This is a genomic window from Aeromonas fluvialis (genome assembly GCF_000819885.1).
Classification (GTDB): Bacteria; Pseudomonadota; Gammaproteobacteria; order Enterobacterales; family Aeromonadaceae; genus Aeromonas; species Aeromonas fluvialis.
In genome coordinates, this window is sequence record NZ_CDBO01000068.1 from 21,113 (window position 1) to 39,049 (window position 17,937).

A 17,937-nucleotide genomic window follows, 5' to 3' on the forward strand; every position below is an offset into this window, starting at 1 on the left:
CGGCCAACCGAGTTACTCCACCAAACGGGAGACAAGGCGGCGTGTGTGCCATGACATGAATAACATCGAAGAGTGAACCTGGAGGTTGTGTGCTGGCAGAGTTCGGCTATCTCTCACTGTTGCTGGCAACCCTGCTCTCCCTGATGCAGGGGTTACTGCCCTGGCTCGGCCTGCGGCTCGCCTCCCCCCCCTTGCTCGGCTGTGCCAGACCATTGGCACTGTTCAATGCGGCCCTGCTTGGCGCTTCTCTGGTACTGCTCGGGATCTGCTTTGCCCAGAATGACTTCACCCTGACCTATGTGGCCCAGCACGCCAACAGCGCCCTGCCCCTGGGCTACAAGATAGCGGCGGTGTGGGGCGGCCACGAGGGCTCCATGCTCTTCTTCGTCTTCGCGCTGGCCCTGTGGGGGGCGCTGGTGGCGCTGTGCGCCAGGCGGGTCGACCCGCTGATCCTGGTGCGGGTGCTGGCCATCCTGGGACTGATGGTGGGAGGCTTTGCCCTCTACACCCTGGTCTTCTCCAGCCCCTTCGATCGAATTTTCCCGGGGCCGCAGGAGGGGCGCGACCTCAACCCCATGCTGCAGGATATCGGCCTGATCCTGCACCCGCCCCTGCTCTATCTGGGTTACGTCGGGTTTGCGGTCAACTTCGCATTTGCCATGGCGGCACTGCACTCGGGCCGGCTCGATGGCGCCGTGGCCCACTGGAGCCGCCCTTGGGCGCTCGGCTCCTGGGTGTTTCTCACCGCCGGCATCGTGCTCGGCTCCTGGTGGGCCTACTGTGAGCTTGGTTGGGGCGGCTGGTGGTTCTGGGATCCGGTGGAAAACGCCTCCCTGCTGCCCTGGCTGCTGGGCACTGCCCTGCTCCATGCGCTTGTAGTCTGCGAGAAGCGCGGCGCCTACGGTCACGCCATGCTGCTGCTCTCCATTTTCACCTTCTCCCTGAGTCTGCTCGGCACCTTTGTGGTGCGCTCCGGCGTGCTCACCTCGGTGCACGCCTTTGCGGTGGATCCGGATCGCGGCCTCACCCTGTTGCTGCTGCTCGGCCTGCTGCTCACCACAGCATTGACCCTGTTTGCCCTGCGGGCCGATACCCGCGCCCCCTACGCCCGCTTCGGCTTACTGTCCAAGGAGGGGCTGCTCGGCGCCGCCATCCTGCTGCTCTGCGTGGCCTGTGCCAGCGTGCTGCTCGGCACCTTCTACCCCATGGTGTTCAAGTCCCTCCATCTGGGCTCCCTCTCGGTGGGCGCTCCCTACTTCAACACCATCTTCGTGCCGCTGGCCCTGCTGCTGATGGCCTTGATGACCCTGCTGCCGCGCCTGCGCTGGCAGGGGCTGAGTATTGACACCCGCCTTACCCGCTGGCTGCCGCCGCTCTTTGGCCTGCTGGGCGGGGGACTCTTGACCCTCGCCTATCGGGAGTTTGGCCCCTTGAGCTGGATGGGACTGGTCGCCAACGTGCTGAGCCTCTGGCTGGTGGCCAGCCTGCTGATGCACTTCTCGTTCAGGCAGGTGAATGGGCGGGCAAGCCGGCTGGGTAGCCTGCTCGCCCATCTCGGGGTGGCGGTGTGCGCCCTCGGCATCACTCAGGTGAGCCACTACAGCCAGGAGGTTGGTACCGTGCTCGAGGCGGGCAAACCCTACCAGCTCGGTGCCTATGAGTTTCGCTATGAGGGGAGCGAGGCGCTGATCGGCCCCAACTACACCGCCGAGCGCATCACCCTGAGCGTGCACAAGGGGGGTAAGGAGGTGGCCCGCCTGATGCCGGAGCGGCGCCACTACAGCGTGCGCACCATGAACATGAACGAGCCGGGCATCGCGTGGGGGCTGTTTGGCGATCTCTACGTGGTGCTTGGCGAGAAGATGGGTCCGAACGCCTACGCCATGCGCCTGCACTACAAGCCGCTGGTGCGCTGGATCTGGCTGGGGGGCATACTGATGATGGCGGGTGGGGCCCTGCGCCTGCTTGCCCGCCGTCCTTTGCTGGCCTCCCACCCGGCGGCAGCCACCTCGCCTCGCCCTTGCCTCGAACAGGAGTCCCTATGAGATCCCGCCTGCGCCTCTTTCTGCCCCTGCTCCTGACCCTGGGCCTCGGCGCCCTGCTCCTGCTCGGTCTTGGCAACAACCCCTACAGCCAGGATGAGGCTACCCTGAGCCGCACCCTGCCGGCCTGGCAGAGTGAGAACTTGCTGGGAGGGGCGGCCATTGACACCGCCAGCCTGAAAGGGGAGCCATTTGTGCTCAATGTCTGGGCCAGCTGGTGCCCCAACTGCCGTGCCGAGCACTCGTTGCTGGGCGAGCTGGCAAGCACAGTGCCACTCTACGGCCTCAACTATCGGGACAAGGGGGATGCAGCCCGCGCCTGGCTGGTGGAGGCGGGCAACCCCTATCGCGCCGTGCTGGCCGACCCGGACGGCAAGCTTGCCCTGGAGCTCGGCGTCTATGGCACGCCGGAGACCTATCTGTTCGACGCCGACGGCACCCTGCTCACCCGCCACACGGGTCTGCTCACCCAGGAGATCTGGCAGCGCCTGTTTGTGCCCCTGCTCGGCAAGTCGCGCGCCGACGCACAAACAAAATCCGCCGGGTCTGCCCCATCGACTCGGGAGACACAGTCATGACGTGCCGTCCTCTTGCCACGGCCCTGCTGATCCTCGGCCTGTGCCTGAGTGCAAGTTCGTTTGCCAGCGGGGTCGATACCTATGAGTTTCACCACCCCGAGCGGCAGACCCGCGCCCAGGATCTCGCCCGCGCCCTGCGCTGCCCCCAGTGCCAGAACCAGAACCTGGTGGAGTCCAACTCCCCCATCGCGCGGGATCTGCGCCTCGAGGTCTACCGCTGGGTGGACGAGGGGCAGAGCGATGAAGAGGTGATCGCCCGCATGACCCGTCGCTTTGGCGACTTCGTGCGCTACGATCCCCCCTTCAAGGCCAGCACGGCGCTGCTGTGGGGCGGCCCAGCCCTGCTGCTGGGGCTTGCGCTGCTGACGTTCGGCCGCCGCCTGAGGAACAAGGGGACTCAAGCGATCGCCATTGATGGCGACACAGGCCGCGCCGGTGTCGATCATCGCAGTGCGCTGAACCGCCGGATCATGGCCGAGCAGCAAGCCGGGCTCTCCCCCGACCTTCCCCTCTATCGGGAGCTGATCGCCGCCAATCTGGCCAATGCCACCCCGGTCCCCGAGCAGGCACTCAGGGCCCGGCTGGCCCTGGCCCCCAAAGCCCACCATGCCCGCTACATCTGGCTGCTGGGCGCTCTGCTGCTGGCAGGGCTCTCAAGCTTTTACGCCAGTACAGGCCGCTATCAGGCGTGGCAAGCGCATCAGTCGCACCCCGACCCCCTGGCGGGCCTGAGCCCTCGGGATCTGCAAGACAAGGAGCTGGGGGCCCTGCATCAGACGCTGCAGAGTAACCCAGCGGATCTCGACAGCTGGGCGGCGCTGGGCCAGCTCTATCTCTATCGGGATGAATACGACAATGCCTGGCTTGCCTACCAGCGTTTGGCGCTGCTCGAAGGGGGGGCCAGCGCCGCCACCCTGGCCGCCCAGGCCACGGTGCGCTACTACCAGGCGGGCCAGCAGCTCACGCCCGAGGCCCGGCGCCTGCTCGATGCCGCGCTCGAGCTCGACAAGGGGGAAGTGAGTGCCCTGATGCTGCTCGCCTCCGATCACTTCCTGCACGCCCGCTACAGTCAGGCCATTGCGCTGTGGCAGCAACTGCTCGATGGCGAGCGCCCTCGCATCAACCGGGCTGCGCTGATTGAGGCAATTCAGACCGCGCGGATGATGGGAGGCTAGCCCGGCAGATCCGTTGCTTCTTGTCAGGTCGTTAGCGCCTTCTTCCTGCCAAGCTCTGCGTAATGCCAATCAATGCAAACACCCCCATGTAGGGGGTGTTTTGTTATTCGCTCACCTTGGCAGGTTTATCTCGACACCCGCTTAAGGTCTCTCGCCAGCGGCCAGACGACGGTTGATATCGGCGATAACCGGGGCGATATCGGCAAGGGTATCAATCACATAGTGTGCCCCCGCCGCCCGCAGTTTGGCCTCAGCCGGTGCGCGCCGGGCGGCGATTTCGGCTTCGCTCATGGCGGCGAACTCCTCCCAAGTGGCGCCAAACTCGTTGCCGGAGACCGACAGGCCCACCGTCCACATGCCGGCATTCAGCCCTTCGCTGATACCCGGCACGGCGTCATCCACCTTGATGCAGCGATGCACCGCGCTCACTCCCAGCTCAATCACGTTGGCCAGCGCCATCCAGGGACCGGGGCGACCACCAGCCTTGAGATCATCTGTGGCGACCCAGTGATCCGGGCGATAGCCGTGATCGGCCGCAGCTGGCACCAGCGCCTCCATCACCGGACGGGGGTAACCGGAGCAGGAGCCAATGCGCAGCCCCTGACCCCGCAGAGCGTCCAGCACCGGCAGCACACCGGGGATGGGGGCGGCAAAGCGGGTCACGGCGGCAATCTGTAGCGGCATAAAGGTGTGATAGAGGTGATCCACCTCGGCGTGGCTCATGGGGTGGCCGAAGCGAGCCTGCCAGTCGGAGGGAGTCCCCTTTCGCATTAAGATGGGTTATCTGGATTGATGGCGCGGGATCCCGTAACGCCCGCCCCCGCCAGCAAACGGGTGGCCGGAAAACGCAGGGCGGGATCCTGACTGAAAAACTGGCACAGTTGCCGGTATACCGCGGGATAGACCTGCTGCAGCCGCAGCGGATCGGTAAAGAAACACTCGCAGCTGACGGCGAAAAACTCCGCGGGATGTTCGGCCGCATAGGGATCGATAGCGGTCACTTCGTCCCGGTCGAGCTGCTGGCAGATCGCATCGAAGGCTGTCTGAAAGGCCTGTTGCCAGAGTTGGCTGCTCATCTGCCCCGGCAACGGCGGCGCACCGTCCGCCTCACCGCCCAGCATATCGAGCTTGTGGGCCAGCTCGTGGATCACCAGATTAAAGCCGTCCCAGTCGCCATCTTGCTGCAACTCGCTCCAGGCCAGCACCAGCGGCCCTTGCGGCCAGGATTCGCCAGCGTTCTCCTCTTCAAACTCGCTCACCAGCCCGAACTCATCCTGTACCTCCTGGCGCCGGGTTACGGGTTCGGGAATGATGATGATTTCGTGAAACCCGCGATACCAGTCAAGGCCGAGGTGCATAATAGGCAACGCCGCCTGCAGCGCCAGCACCGCCTGTTGACGGCGGCTGAGATCTACCCCGATCAGGGTCAGGGTCTTGCGTTTGAGCAGCTGTTGCCCCAACCCGATAAGCGTCGTCTGCTCGGTGTCGCTGAGCCCTTGCAAGATGGGCACCGCCGCCAGCGCCTGACGCCACAGCGCCAGCTCATCCTCACTCATGGACGTTTGCGGACGACCACCCAGCCATTTGAACCATCCCAGCACGCCTACTCCTTCTTTTGATGCAAACAACAGGTCACAGCAGTTTGACGAACCGTTTCGGCCGCTCCTGATAATCCTGCGCCAGATAGAAACGGTGCGCTGCCTCGCGCTTGAGACTGCTGGATAGCTCCAGCTGGGCGCAACCTGCGGCCCACGCCATCTCTTCGGCTCCCTTGAGCAGGGCTGCGCCCACTCCCGCCCCTCTTGCCCCTTCATCGACAACCAGTGCCGAGATCAGGCCCCAAGCTGGTGCAACATGCAGCGGATCCAGCTTGTGCCACACCAGCACGCCGACCACTTTATCGGCCAGGGAGGCGAGCAGCACAACGCTCGCGGGATCCGGCGCCAACAGGCGCGCCGTCACGTCACCGCCCTCGGCAGGATACCCCAATTGGCTGAACAGGTGGGCGATGGCGCTCCCGTCGTCGGCCTCAGGGGGACGGATCGTCAACGTCTCAGGGTCATTTTTCATTGTTGGCCTCATGTTTGCTTTCCATTGTGTTACGCCCGTCACATTGTCCGGCGCAGATCAACAAGGAGGATCTCATCTTTACTCATAGAAAACGCTGCCTGCCATTATCCCCCCACCCTTGTCAATTCACAAATTTGCAACAATGCAACATTTTTCGCTGGGAAGCACCGATACAACTCGATATGTTACAAGCCATGCATGGCGCGTGTTTGCGCTCTGCTTAACCCCTCAACCTTGCGCTCATTTGTTAACTGGATTGTTAACAAACAGGGCCGAAAACAGTGACAGAGAGCGAGGCCAAGATCTCGCCAAGACAGCGCCACAAACACAACAAAGGAGTTGTTGTACATGAATGAAATCGTCAATGCCATCAATGGTGTAATCTGGAGCCCTGCGCTCATTTACCTGTGTCTGGGGGTCGGTCTTTACTTCTCCCTGCGCACCCGTTTTTTGCAACTGCGTCATATCAAAGAGATGGTGCGCCTGATGTTTGATGGCAAGAGCACCGATGCCGGTGTCTCCTCCTTCCAGGCACTGGCCATGACGCTGGCAGGTCGCGTAGGTACCGGTAATATCGCGGGTGTGGCAACTGCCATCACCTTCGGTGGTCCGGGCGCCCTGTTCTGGATGTGGATGGTTGCCTTCCTCGGCGCCAGCTCTGCTTTCGTGGAGTCCACCCTGGGTCAGGTTTACAAAGAGAAGATCAACGGTGAATACCGCGGCGGCCCGGCCTTCTACATCGAGAAAGGGCTTGGCATGAAGTGGTACGCCTGGACCTTCGCCATCGCGACCGTCTTCGCCTGCGGCGTGCTGCTGCCGGGCGTGCAGGCCAACTCCATCGGCTCCAGCCTGCAGACCGCCTTTAATATCGATCCGAACGTCACCGCCGCCGGTCTGGCGCTGCTGCTCGGCTTTATTATCTTCGGCGGCGTCAAGCGTATCGCCAGCTTCGCCAGTACCGTGGTGCCCTTTATGGCGCTGGGCTACATCATCGTGGCTTGCGTCATCATCGCCCTCAATATCGGCCAGCTGCCGAGCGTGATCCTGCTGATCTGGAAGAGCGCCTTCGGTCTGGATGCCGGTTTCGGTGCCATTCTGGGTCTAGCCATCATGTGGGGGGTAAAACGCGGGGTCTACTCCAACGAAGCCGGTCAGGGTACCGGGCCGCACGCCTCCTCTGCGGCGGCAGTGAGTCACCCGGCCAAGCAGGGTTTGGTTCAGGCGTTCTCCGTCTATATCGACACCCTGTTCGTCTGCTCCGCCACCGGCTTTATGCTGCTGATCACCGGCCTCTATAACGTACAAGGGCCGGACGGCGCCGCCATCTACACGGGTATTGCCGGTATCGCAGCAGGCCCGGGCTATGTGCAGACCGCCATGGAGAGCATGATGCCGGGCTTTGGCAGCATTTTCGTGGCTATCGCGCTGTTCTTCTTCGCGTTCACCACCATCGTTGCCTACTACTACATCGCCGAAACCAACATCGCCTACATCAACCGCAAGATTAATCGCCCCTGGCTCACCTTCTTGCTGAAGATTGCGCTGATGGCTGCCACTGTCTACGGCACCGTCAAGACGGCGGATCTGGCGTGGGGTATGGGGGATATCGGGGTCGGCCTGATGGCATGGCTCAACATCATCGCCATCCTGCTGCTGCAAAAAACCGCCTTCACCTGTCTGAAGGATTATGAAGCGCAGCAGGCACAAGGTATTGACCCCGTATTCCACCCGGAGAAGCTCGGCATCAAGAACGCCGATTACTGGGTGGGCAAGCGCTCCGAAGAGAACCTGGAACTGGAGAAATCTGGCCATCAGTTCGAGCCGGATCAGGATCGCAAGAACTCCTGAACCAGAACGACATAAGACATCAATAAAAATGGCAGCCTAGGCTGCCATTTCTTTTTCCTGTCACCTCATCTCAGAGCGGATTGCGGCGCGGCCCGAATGGCAGCCGCCAGCGAAACAGGCTGTTGAAGGTGGCTCGCCACTGGTTGGGCCGCCCCAGGATCTGTTTTTGCAACCGGGTCTCCTCTTTGAGCATGGCTTCATCGCTGCGGGCCCAGGCCTGGCTGTAGAGCTGCTTGATCCCCGCCAGCGCATCGGGCGACTTGGTGATGAGGGTGCGGGCAAACTCCCGCGCCTCCACCAGCGGATCGGCGCAAACCCGGCTCACCATCCCGAGAGATTTGGCCTCGATGGCATCCAGCTCGCGCCCGCTCATGGCCAGCTCCATGGCGGTATCCACTCCCATCAGGTTGCGCAGGGTGACGCTGCCACTCATGTCGGGAATGATGCCCCACTTGATCTCCATCACCGAGAAGCGGCAATCGGGGGTGCTGAAACGAAAATCGGCGCCAAGGGCGATCTGCAAGCCACCGCCAAAACAGACCCCCTGGGTCACCGCAATCACCGGCACCGGCAGCTGGTGCCAGCCGTAGGCGACCCGCTGGGCCAGATTGGTCGCCTCATCCGCCTCGCGCTTGAGGATCTCGAGGGCCGCCACCGGCTGCCTGAGCATGGATTTCACATCCAGCCCGGCACAAAACGCCCGTCCCTCACCGTGCAGGATCACCGCCCGCAACCCCTTGTGCCGGGCGAGCTGCGTCAGCGTCTCGTCGATGGCGCTGAACATGGCGCGGTCCAGCGCATTAAGTTTGTCCCCCCGTGTCAGCATCACCTCGGCAATCCCGTCGTGGATCTCGCACTTGATCCTTGGTTTTTCCATCGCCCTTGTCCTCTCCTTGATCCCTGAAACTGACTCACTGGTCATACCACCACGTTATCAGAGTGTGAACAGGCGGTACAGCTGAGACTAAAGTCGGCTGGTCGCCTCCCCCTCCCTTTGTCACACTGGGAGCTGCATGAGTGCCGCAAGCCAGCAGAGGACACTGTCATGTCAACCCTGTTCAATTTTGCCAGACCACCGTTCGACCGACTGGGCGAGGAGGCGCGCGAGCGACTCTCACGCCACCTTTCGCTCTGCTATTTTCGGGCCGGGGATCTGCTGCTCAAAGAGGGGGACGAGCCACCCGGCCTCTATCTCATCATCAAGGGAGCCGTGGAAGAGTCGGCCCCTCACCACCAGTTTGGTGATTACGGGGTCGATGATCTGTTCGATGTGCGCGCACAGTTTGACGGCCGCTGCCGCCACCGCTTCACCGCGCTGGAAGATAGCCTCTGCCAGCTCATTCCTCGCCACACCTTTCTGGCGCTCTGTGAGCAGGATCCGCAGTTTGCCAGCTACTTCACCGCCAATCTGGCCGAGCGCCAGCTCCAGCAGGAGCAACGCGAACAACTGGGTCAGAAGAATCTGGCGGAATTTATCCTGACCCGCATCGAACCCGGCCACCTGCAAACACCGCTTATCGTCGACAGCAAGCTGTCACTGCTCGCAGCGACCGAAGCCATGGTGAGCAAGGGAACCGATTGCCTGCTCTACCCGGCCCACGACGGCTCTCTCACGCTGGCAACCCGCAAGACCCTGCTCCACGCCCTGACCCTCAAGGGATTGCCACTGACAGCCCCCCTCTCGGTGCTGACCCCTACACCGCTGATTGGTCTGCCGCTGGAGAGCTATCTGTTTGATGCCCTGCTGCTGATGACCCGTCATCGCATCAAGCGACTGGTGGTGTGGCGCGGCAACGAGGTGGCGGGCATCTTGCAACTGACCCAGGTGCTGGGGCTCTTCTCGACCCACTCCCACGTGTTGACCCTGCGCATCGCCCGCGCCGACAGCCTGCCGGCACTGGAGGCGGTGGCCCGCGAGCAGCAGCAATTGACCCGCTCGCTGTTTGCTCAGGGGATCCACACCGCCTTTTTGATGAAGCTGATCGCCACCATCAACGAACAGTTGATCGCCAAAGCCTTTGCGCTGGTGATCCCCCCCGAGGTGCAGGATAACGTCTGCCTGTTGATGCTGGGCTCGGAGGGGCGTGGCGAGCAGATCCTCAAAACCGATCAGGACAACGCCCTGATCCTGTCGGAGGGGCTGGCCTGGCCCACCCAAGAGGCCGATCTGGCGGCCTTCAGCACCCTGTTGGAGCAACTCGGCTACCCGCTGTGCCCCGGGCAGGTGATGGTGAACAATCCGGCCTGGGTAAAAACAGGCAGCGAGTGGCAAAGCGCCATTGCCAGCGCCTGCACCACGGCAAAAGAGGATGAGCTGCTCTGGCTCGCCACCCTGGCCGATGCTCACCCCATCGCGGGGGATCGCCAACTGCATCTGCCGGTTGCCAGAGCGCTGCGCGAGCAGTTGGCGGACAGACGGGATCTGCTGGCGGAGATGGTGCGACCGGCAGTGGCCTTTCATGCCCCCCTCACCCTGTTTGGCCGGCTGGAACAGCCACCGGAAGGGCTGGATCTGAAGCGGGGCGGCCTGTTCCCGCTGGTGCATGGTATCCGCATGTTGGCCCTTGAGGCAGGCATTCTGGAGACTTCAACCCTGGGGCGTATCGACGCACTGGTGGCCGCCGATCGGCTCAGTGCCGACTATGGCAGCAATCTGGCAGAGGCGTTCCGGCTCTTTATCCGGCTGAGGCTGCGCAGCCAGCTCAAGGGGGGCAATAGTCGGGTGCAGACAAGCGAGCTCAGCCACAGCGAGCGGGATCTGTTGCGTCAGGCGCTGCATCAGGTGAAGAAGTTCCAGCAGTGGCTCACCTTGCACTTTCGTCTGAGACAATAGCCATGTTGAGCCGCGTTCGACGCTACTGGTATGGCCGTGCGTTCCGAACGGGCGAGTTCGCGCCACTCTTTGCCACCCCACCGAAAGATGAACGGATCGCCCTCGATTTCGAGACCACCAGTCTCGATCCCGAGCAGGCCGAGATCGTCTCCATTGGGGCGGTGCGCATTCAGGGTAACCGGCTGCTGACCGGCGAGGCCCTAGCCATCAAGGTGCAGCCACCGGCCAGCCTGACCGGACAATCTGTGGTGATCCACGGCCTGCGCCATCACGATCTGCAACAGGGAATGACGCTAGAAGCCGCGCTGCGCCTGCTGCTCGACTTTATCGGCCCCCGTGAACTGGTGGGCTATCACATCGCCTATGACCTGCGTATTCTCAATCTCGCCTGCCAGAAATTGTGGGGATTGACCCTGCCCCAGCGAGGGGTCGAGGTGAGCCAGCTCTATCACGACCAGCTCTATCGCCGCTATCCCGATGCAGCCATCGACCTGCATTTGAGTGCCATATGCAACCACCTGCAACTGCCCGCCCTGCCCGTCCACGATGCCCTCGCCGATGCCACCACGGCGGCGCTCATCTATCTGCGCCTCACCTGCGGCTCGCCACTGGCTTATCCCAAAGTCTAATTGCCCGCCAATAACATTTAATTCACATTTTAGTTACATGGGCAGGTCCCCTGCTCGTCGGGGTTACCCCATCCACCGCTGACACTTATGTCATGGAGAACTGCAATGGAACAGCAAAGCTATCTGAGGATCCAGCAAGATCCCAACTTCCAGGAGCTGGTCGCCAAGCGCCAGCGTTTTGCCTGGGCCCTCTCGGCTCTGATGCTGGGACTCTACCTGGCGTTTATTCTGCTCATCGCCTTTGCCCCCGGTTGGCTCGGCACCCCGCTCAGCGACAGCACCACCGTCACCCGTGGCATTCCGGTCGGGGTGGGACTGATCCTCTCCTCCTTCGTGTTGACCGGCATCTATGTGTTTCGTGCCAACGGCGAGTTTGACGAGCTGAATCAGAAGATCCTCAAGGGAGTGCAGTCATGAGAGCAAAAAGCATGAAAGGCAAGTGGCTGCTGTTTGCATCACTGGCCTCATCCCCCCTGCTGGCGGCGGATGCGCTCACTGGTGATGTGCAACGACAACCCCTGAATATCTCGGCCATCGTGATGTTTGTCATCTTCGTGGCCGCTACCCTGTGTATCACCTACTGGGCCTCCAAGCGCAACCGCTCGGCTTCCGACTACTATGCGGCCGGTGGCCGTATCACCGGCTTCCAGAACGGTCTGGCCATCGCCGGTGACTATATGTCCGCCGCCTCCTTCCTCGGGATCTCCGCGCTGGTCTACACCTCCGGTTACGATGGCCTGATTTACTCCATCGGTTTTCTGGTGGGCTGGCCCATCATTCTGTTCCTGATCGCCGAGCGACTGCGCAACCTCGGCAAATACACCTTCGCCGATGTCGCCTCCTACCGTCTCAAGCAGACTGAAGTGCGCACCCTCTCCGCCTGTGGTTCGCTGGTGGTTGTCGCTCTCTACCTGATCGCCCAGATGGTCGGTGCCGGCAAACTGATCGAGCTGCTGTTTGGTCTGCAATATCACGTTGCCGTGGTGCTGGTCGGTATCCTGATGGTGCTCTACGTGCTGTTTGGCGGCATGCTGGCCACCACCTGGGTGCAGATCATCAAGGCAGTGATGCTGCTCTCCGGTGCCAGCTTCATGGCCATCATGGTAATGAAATCGGTCAACTTCGATATCGGTGCCCTGTTTAGCGAAGCGGTCAAGGTGCACGAGAAAGGGATCGCCATCATGAGCCCGGGTGGCTTGGTAGCTGACCCCATCTCCGCCATCTCGCTCGGTCTGGCATTGATGTTCGGCACCGCCGGCCTGCCCCATATCCTGATGCGTTTCTTCACCGTGAGCGATGCCAAAGAGGCGCGCAAGTCCGTGTTCTACGCTACCGGCTTTATCGGCTACTTCTACATCCTGACCTTTATCATCGGCTTTGGCGCCATCCTGCTGGTCAGCACCAATCCGGCCTTCAAGGATACCACCGGCGCCTTGCTGGGCGGTACCAACATGGCCGCGGTGCATCTGGCCGATGCGGTGGGTGGCAGCCTGTTCCTCGGCTTCATCTCTGCGGTCGCCTTTGCCACCATACTGGCGGTGGTCGCCGGTCTGACCCTGGCAGGTGCCTCTGCGGTCTCCCATGACCTCTACGCCAGCGTGCTGAAGAACGGAAAAGCCAACGAAACGGACGAGCTGCGCATCTCCAAGATGACCACCCTGGTTCTGGGTGTAGTTGCCATCGGTCTGGGGATCCTGTTCGAGAAGCAGAATATCGCCTTCATGGTGGGTCTGGCCTTCTCCATCGCCGCCAGTTGCAACTTCCCGGTGCTGTTCCTCTCCATGTTTTGGTCCCGTCTGACCACCCGTGGCGCCGTCTACGGTGGCTGGTTGGGACTGGTGAGCGCCGTGACCCTGATGATCCTGGGCCCGACCGTGTGGGTGAAAGTGCTGGGCCATGCCCAGGCTATCTTCCCCTACGAGTACCCTGCCCTCTTCTCCATGGGGCTGGCCTTCGTCGGGATCTGGTTCTTCTCCATCACTGACAGCTCGCAAAACGCAGCTGACGAGCATGCCAAGTTCCTGCCGCAGTTCGTTCGCTCGCAAACCGGGCTGGGTGCTTCTGGCGCCACCTCCCACTGATATCGGGATGACACAAACATGCCGGCTTCGCGCCGGCTTTTTTATGGTCACTCCCTGCGCAGCAAAGTGCACAACAGACCGCTCTGGATCACACTTCTTGCTAAAACATTTGGGGGATCTGTGCCATAATGCGCGCCATTTGACAGACCAACCGGGACACTCACTTTGTTAAGCAGCAATAACATCACCATGCAATTCGGCGCCAAGCCGCTGTTTGAGAACATCAACGTCAAGTTTGGCGGCGGCAACCGCTATGGCCTTATTGGCGCCAACGGCTGTGGCAAGTCCACCTTTATGAAGATCCTCGGCGGCGATCTGGAGCCCAGCGGCGGTAATGTGAGCCTGGACGTCAATGAGCGCATCGGTAAGCTGCGCCAGGATCAATTCGCCTACGAAGATACCCGGGTCCTGGACGTGGTGATGATGGGCCACACCGAGCTGTGGGCCGCCATCGCCGAGCGCGATGCCATCTACGCCAACCTGGAAGCGACCGATGACGACTACATGAAGGCCGCCGAGCTGGAAGGGCTGGTCGCCGAATATGACGGCTACACCGCCGAAGCCCGTGCCGGTCAATTGCTGCTGGGCGCCGGTATCCCCATCGAACAGCACAATGGCCCCATGAGCGAAGTGGCGCCGGGCTGGAAACTGCGGGTGCTGCTGGCACAGGCGCTGTTCTCCAACCCTGACATCCTGCTGCTTGACGAACCAACCAACAACCTGGATATCAATACCATTCGCTGGCTGGAGCAGGTGCTCAACGATCGTGAAAGCACCATGATCATCATCTCTCACGACCGCCACTTCCTGAACTCCGTCTGTACCCATATGGCGGATCTGGATTACGGCGAGCTGCGCGTCTACCCGGGCAACTACGACGATTACATGCTGGCTGCGACCCAGGCGCGCGAGCGTCTGCTGGCCGACAACGCCAAGAAGAAGGCCCAGATCGCCGATCTGCAATCCTTCGTCTCCCGTTTCAGTGCCAACGCCTCCAAGTCCAGCCAGGCGACATCCCGCCTCAAGCAGATCGACAAGATCAAGATTGAGGAAGTGAAGGTCTCCAGCCGTCAGAACCCCTTCATCCGCTTCGAGCAGGAGAAGAAGCTCTACCGCAACATCCTGGAAATCGAAGGTGTATCCAAAGGTTATGGCGAAGCGCCCCTGTTTAAGGGCCTCAACATGATGCTGGAAGTGGGCGAGAAGGTCGCCATTCTGGGTACCAACGGTATCGGTAAATCGACCCTTATCAAGACGCTCGTTGGCGATTTGACACCGGACACCGGCACTATCAAGTGGTCCGAGAACGCCCAGATCGGTTATTACGCCCAGGATCATGCCGAAGACTTCGACACCGATCTCAATGTGTTCGACTGGATGGCCCAGTGGAAACAGGAGAACGAAGACGAGCAGGCGGTACGCTCTATCCTCGGTCGCCTGCTCTTCTCCCAGGATGACATCAAGAAGCCGGTCAAGGTGCTCTCCGGTGGTGAACAGGGTCGTATGCTGTTCGGCAAGCTGATGATGCAGCGCCCCAACATCCTGATCATGGATGAGCCGACCAACCACCTGGACATGGAATCTATCGAATCCTTGAACCTGGCCCTCGAGATGTATAAGGGTACCCTGATCTTCGTCTCCCACGACCGCGAATTCGTCTCCTCTCTGGCGACCCGCATCCTCGAGCTGAGCGAAGATGGTATCCGCGACTTCGGCGGCACCTACGAGGATTACCTGCGTACTCTGGGCGTGGTGTAACGTCACCCTGCTCTTACCCGCAATGATCAACCGGCACTTGGTGCCGGTTTTTTTATATTCCCTGTTTATGTTGCCCATGGTAGTGGGGCGCAAGCACAAAGCCACTTCGTAGTCTTGTGCTCCGTCACGCTATAGCCCAGGGACTTCCGCTCCCATGGCCTCGCCACCGCGATCTTCTGCACATTCACCTGTAGCTTCAGCTTCCTCTCCAAGAACTCGCTGATCTCCTTCAGTAGATGCTCTCCCGCTTTGCGGCTGTGGCCTACATATAAGTTGCAGTCGTCTGCGTAGCGGCAGACGTGGTGCCCACGTCTTTCCTGCTCCGCCCTTGACGAGTTCTGCTCGTCTCCTGCGTTCATGGTCACGGTGGCCTGGGCTTTTGTGCGTCATTAATCAACATCGAGTATTCATTGTCCTAATCACGGTTAATCATGTTCGGTCCTTCGTGCTGGCGGTTGCCCATCACTACTACGGCTTCGGCTGACTTCTGCATACCCATCCCGACACCTCCCGATGTCAGTAGCACCATGGCAGGTGTGTGCAGACCTCCCGAGGTAATTCGCGCGACCTTCCTGCTTATGCCTGTCGGCTTTACGTCGTAACGTTCCGTGCAAGTATTGGGCGTTGACGATACTGGCCGCCTTGCCCCGTTACGCCGCCTCAGCCGCTTGCTGTTCGTCAGGCCAGCATTTTGCCTTCGGCTTCCTTCAGATGTCACCTCGCGGTGAACACCTTTGCCGGGTGTGTAGAGGACTTACACCTCCAAGTCATCCTGTCACCACCACAGTGACCGGATAGCGCCATGCTCGGCGTACCAGATAAAAAAACGGCTCCATTAAGGAGCCGTTTCATGAGGTAGCCCTGAGGATTACTCGACAGTCGCTTCCACGCTGGTGAAGTACTCGATCTTGGCTGATTTGCGCAGCTCGTCGATCAGTGACTTGTAATCCACCTGCGCCTTGCCCTGACCCAGCTGACCTTGCAGCATGGCGGCCATCCCAGATGCTGCCGCCGGGACATTCACCTTGTCCAGCGCAACCACCACACGGTCACCGTTGGCCTCGGCAACCAGCGCCACGCTCGGCTTGCCGTCGATCGGATGGGGCAGCGTAAACGCCTGGGCAATCAGATTCTGATCAAGCTGACGATCGAAGCGGGCCACCCCTTTGTGGGTCTCCACTTTCAGACTGAGCGCAGTCAGATCGTCATTGATGCTCTCACCGACTTTCAGCTTGTCCAGCAGGCCCTGAGCCTTGCCACGGGCCACTTCGCTAGCCTTGTCATGCTTGATGGCGGCAATCACCTGCTCTTTCACCTCGGCCAGCGGCTTGACCGCTTTGGGCTTGTGACCAGTGATGTGCAGTACCAGCGCCTTGCCATCGGAGAGCTCAATCACGTCGGAGTTGGTGTTGTCATCACGCAACTGCTCGGAGAACGCCACGGAGAGCACCTTGGGATCGTTCAGCGAAGCCGGGGCAGTCGCCTGGGTGAAGTAATCACTAGACTCAACCTTCATTCCCATGGCCTCGGCGGTCATGTCCAGCGAATCCGGGTTTTCGAAGCTGTTGTCAGCCATCTTCTGCTGCTCGGCGAAGAATTTCTCCTTGGCCTTGTCAGCTTGCAGACGAGTGATGGTCTCTTCCTTCACATCGGCAAACGGTTTGGTCTGGGCAGCTTCAACGCCGAGCAGCTTGATGATGTGGAAACCGAACGGGCTCTTCACCACGCCGGAAAGATCCCCCGCCTTGGCCAGGGCAAAGGCGGCTTTCTCGAAGGCCGGATCCATCACCCCTTTCTCGAACCAGTCCAGCTCGCCGCCTTTTTTGGCAGAGAAGGTATCGGAAGAGTCAGCTTTGGCCAGTGCTGCGAAATCTTCACCCGCCTTGGCCTTGGCCAGCACGGTTTCTGCTTGCTGCTCAGCCGCTTTCTCGTCCTTGCCAAACGGGATCAGGATATGCGCTACTTGACGACGCTCGGCACGCTGGAACAGATCCTGGTGCTGATCATAGTAATCCTGGGCATCCTGCTCGGTGACCTTGATATCCTTGGCGAGGTTGGCGGCGTCCAGCAGCAAATAGTCGACCTTGACCTGCTCGTCGTTCATGAAACGGGCGCCATTGGTCTTGTAATACTGCTCCAGCTCGTTGTCGGAGACCTGAACATCGGCCATGTAGTTGGCGGCAGCCAGACGCACCAGACGCAGATCGCGCGTCTGGTTATAAAGCTTGTCGAGCTGCTCCGCTTCCCCCTTGAGGGAGAATTCGGTGCCCAGCAGCGCCCCCATCAGCTGTTGACGCACCATGTCCTGACGCAGAGAGTCACGGAACATCTCCGGCGTCATACCGGCACGACGGATCAACTGCAGATAGCGGTCATTGTTGAACTTGCCGTTTTCAGCAAACTCCGGCATAGCCACGATGGCTTGCTTGATCTGTTCGTCGCTGATGCGCAGACCCAGTTCACGGGCCTTGCTGTCCAGCAGGGCCTGATCGATCAGCCGATCCAGCACGCCGCGGCGGAACTGTTTCATGTAATCGGGGTTCGTGGCCAGCTGGCTAAAGGCCTCTCCCATCTGGGATTCCATGCGGGCGCGCTCGTTACGGTAGGCATTTTCCAGTGCCGCAGCACTGATCTCGGTGCCATTGACGGCGGCGGGGGCGGTACGGGCCGGGCCGTTCAGGTAACTACCTACACCAGCCAAGGCAAAGGAGAGGATGATCAGGCCCAAGATAACCTTGGCTACCTTGCCCTGCGCCCCTTCGCGTAGTTTATCCAACATCATGTTTGTACTTATGCTCCCGAACTCGATGGGCGTAAACAATAAAAAGGCGCACCGATTGCGATGCGCCTTGGTCAATCAGTATGAGAGAAGACTCTCTAACTTGTCTGGTCTGCGACCAAGGACGGTAGCCGACGTATATCA

General features: G+C 60.9%; 14 protein-coding genes and 1 pseudogene. 9 read left to right on the forward strand and 6 right to left on the reverse strand.

The genetic code is table 11. The annotated features are described in order from the left end of the window. Positions 1-89 precede the first annotated feature (89 nt). Genes nrfE through nrfF form a run of 3 tightly spaced genes read left to right on the forward strand, consistent with a single transcriptional unit; the run spans position 90 to position 3,795 of the window. The gene (gene nrfE, locus BN1125_RS14460; protein ID WP_042013119.1) at positions 90-2,045 is read left to right on the forward strand and encodes a heme lyase NrfEFG subunit NrfE; all 1,956 of its coding nucleotides are present in this window, start codon (positions 90-92) and stop codon (positions 2,043-2,045) included. Continuing rightward, a complete protein-coding gene (locus BN1125_RS14465; protein WP_042013120.1) occupies positions 2,042-2,620 on the forward strand; it encodes a DsbE family thiol:disulfide interchange protein in 579 nt (192 codons plus the stop codon). The genes nrfE and BN1125_RS14465 overlap by 4 nt, the downstream gene beginning before the upstream one ends. Further along, complete coding sequence (nrfF, locus tag BN1125_RS14470) at positions 2,617-3,795, forward strand: heme lyase NrfEFG subunit NrfF (RefSeq protein WP_042013122.1); 1,179 nt, start codon at positions 2,617-2,619, stop codon at positions 3,793-3,795. Before BN1125_RS14465 ends, nrfF begins: the two co-directional genes overlap by 4 nt. A gap of 141 nt (positions 3,796-3,936) precedes the next feature. Here nrfF and phnX read toward each other — a convergent pair. The 3 genes and pseudogenes from phnX to BN1125_RS14485 all read right to left on the reverse strand — a co-directional run. Next, positions 3,937-4,542: pseudogene (gene phnX / locus BN1125_RS14475) on the reverse strand (phosphonoacetaldehyde hydrolase); the annotation flags it as partial. A 23-nt stretch (positions 4,543-4,565) separates the two neighbouring features. Next, entirely contained in the window at positions 4,566-5,351 is a 786-nt protein-coding gene (locus tag BN1125_RS14480) for a M90 family metallopeptidase (RefSeq protein ID WP_042013273.1), read from the reverse strand. Positions 5,352-5,427: 76 nt separating this feature from the next. Further along, positions 5,428-5,865 (reverse strand): GNAT family N-acetyltransferase, encoded by a 438-nt coding sequence (locus BN1125_RS14485; RefSeq protein ID WP_042013123.1) that lies wholly within the window; start codon positions 5,863-5,865, stop codon positions 5,428-5,430. Between the two features lie 348 nt (positions 5,866-6,213). On the opposite strand from BN1125_RS14485, the gene BN1125_RS14490 reads away from it, so the two are divergent. Beyond that, positions 6,214-7,713 (forward strand): alanine/glycine:cation symporter family protein, encoded by a 1,500-nt coding sequence (locus BN1125_RS14490; RefSeq protein WP_042013124.1) that lies wholly within the window; start codon positions 6,214-6,216, stop codon positions 7,711-7,713. 70 nt (positions 7,714-7,783) lie between these two features. Here the strand turns inward: BN1125_RS14490 and BN1125_RS14495 are convergent, their stop codons facing one another. Beyond that, positions 7,784-8,590, reverse strand: a complete 807-nt coding sequence (locus BN1125_RS14495) for a crotonase/enoyl-CoA hydratase family protein (protein ID WP_042013125.1) — start codon at positions 8,588-8,590, stop codon at positions 7,784-7,786. Positions 8,591-8,758: 168 nt separating this feature from the next. Between BN1125_RS14495 and BN1125_RS14500 the strand changes: the two genes are divergently transcribed. The 5 genes from BN1125_RS14500 to BN1125_RS14520 all read left to right on the forward strand — a co-directional run bounded on the left by BN1125_RS14500 (position 8,759) and on the right by BN1125_RS14520 (position 15,014). After that, a complete protein-coding gene (locus BN1125_RS14500) occupies positions 8,759-10,546 on the forward strand; it encodes a putative nucleotidyltransferase substrate binding domain-containing protein (RefSeq protein ID WP_042013127.1) in 1,788 nt (595 codons plus the stop codon). A 2-nt stretch (positions 10,547-10,548) separates the two neighbouring features. After that, on the forward strand, positions 10,549-11,175 hold the full coding sequence (locus BN1125_RS14505; protein ID WP_042013128.1) for a 3'-5' exonuclease: 627 nt from the start codon (positions 10,549-10,551) through the stop codon (positions 11,173-11,175). 105 nt (positions 11,176-11,280) lie between these two features. Beyond that, positions 11,281-11,592 carry a DUF485 domain-containing protein gene (locus BN1125_RS14510; protein WP_005336970.1) on the forward strand — a complete coding sequence of 104 codons (312 nt, stop codon included), beginning with the start codon at positions 11,281-11,283 and terminating at the stop codon, positions 11,590-11,592. An 11-nt stretch (positions 11,593-11,603) separates the two neighbouring features. Next, entirely contained in the window at positions 11,604-13,256 is a 1,653-nt protein-coding gene (locus BN1125_RS14515) for a cation/acetate symporter ActP (protein ID WP_042013129.1), read from the forward strand. A 165-nt stretch (positions 13,257-13,421) separates the two neighbouring features. After that, the gene (locus tag BN1125_RS14520; RefSeq protein WP_042013130.1) at positions 13,422-15,014 is read left to right on the forward strand and encodes an ABC-F family ATPase; all 1,593 of its coding nucleotides are present in this window, start codon (positions 13,422-13,424) and stop codon (positions 15,012-15,014) included. Positions 15,015-15,079: 65 nt separating this feature from the next. Here BN1125_RS14520 and BN1125_RS19890 read toward each other — a convergent pair whose 3' ends face one another. Beyond that, on the reverse strand, positions 15,080-15,373 hold the full coding sequence (locus BN1125_RS19890) for a reverse transcriptase domain-containing protein (protein WP_042013132.1): 294 nt from the start codon (positions 15,371-15,373) through the stop codon (positions 15,080-15,082). 509 nt (positions 15,374-15,882) lie between these two features. Further along, positions 15,883-17,796, reverse strand: a complete 1,914-nt coding sequence (gene ppiD, locus BN1125_RS14530) for a peptidylprolyl isomerase (protein ID WP_042013133.1) — start codon at positions 17,794-17,796, stop codon at positions 15,883-15,885. Positions 17,797-17,937 lie beyond the last annotated feature (141 nt).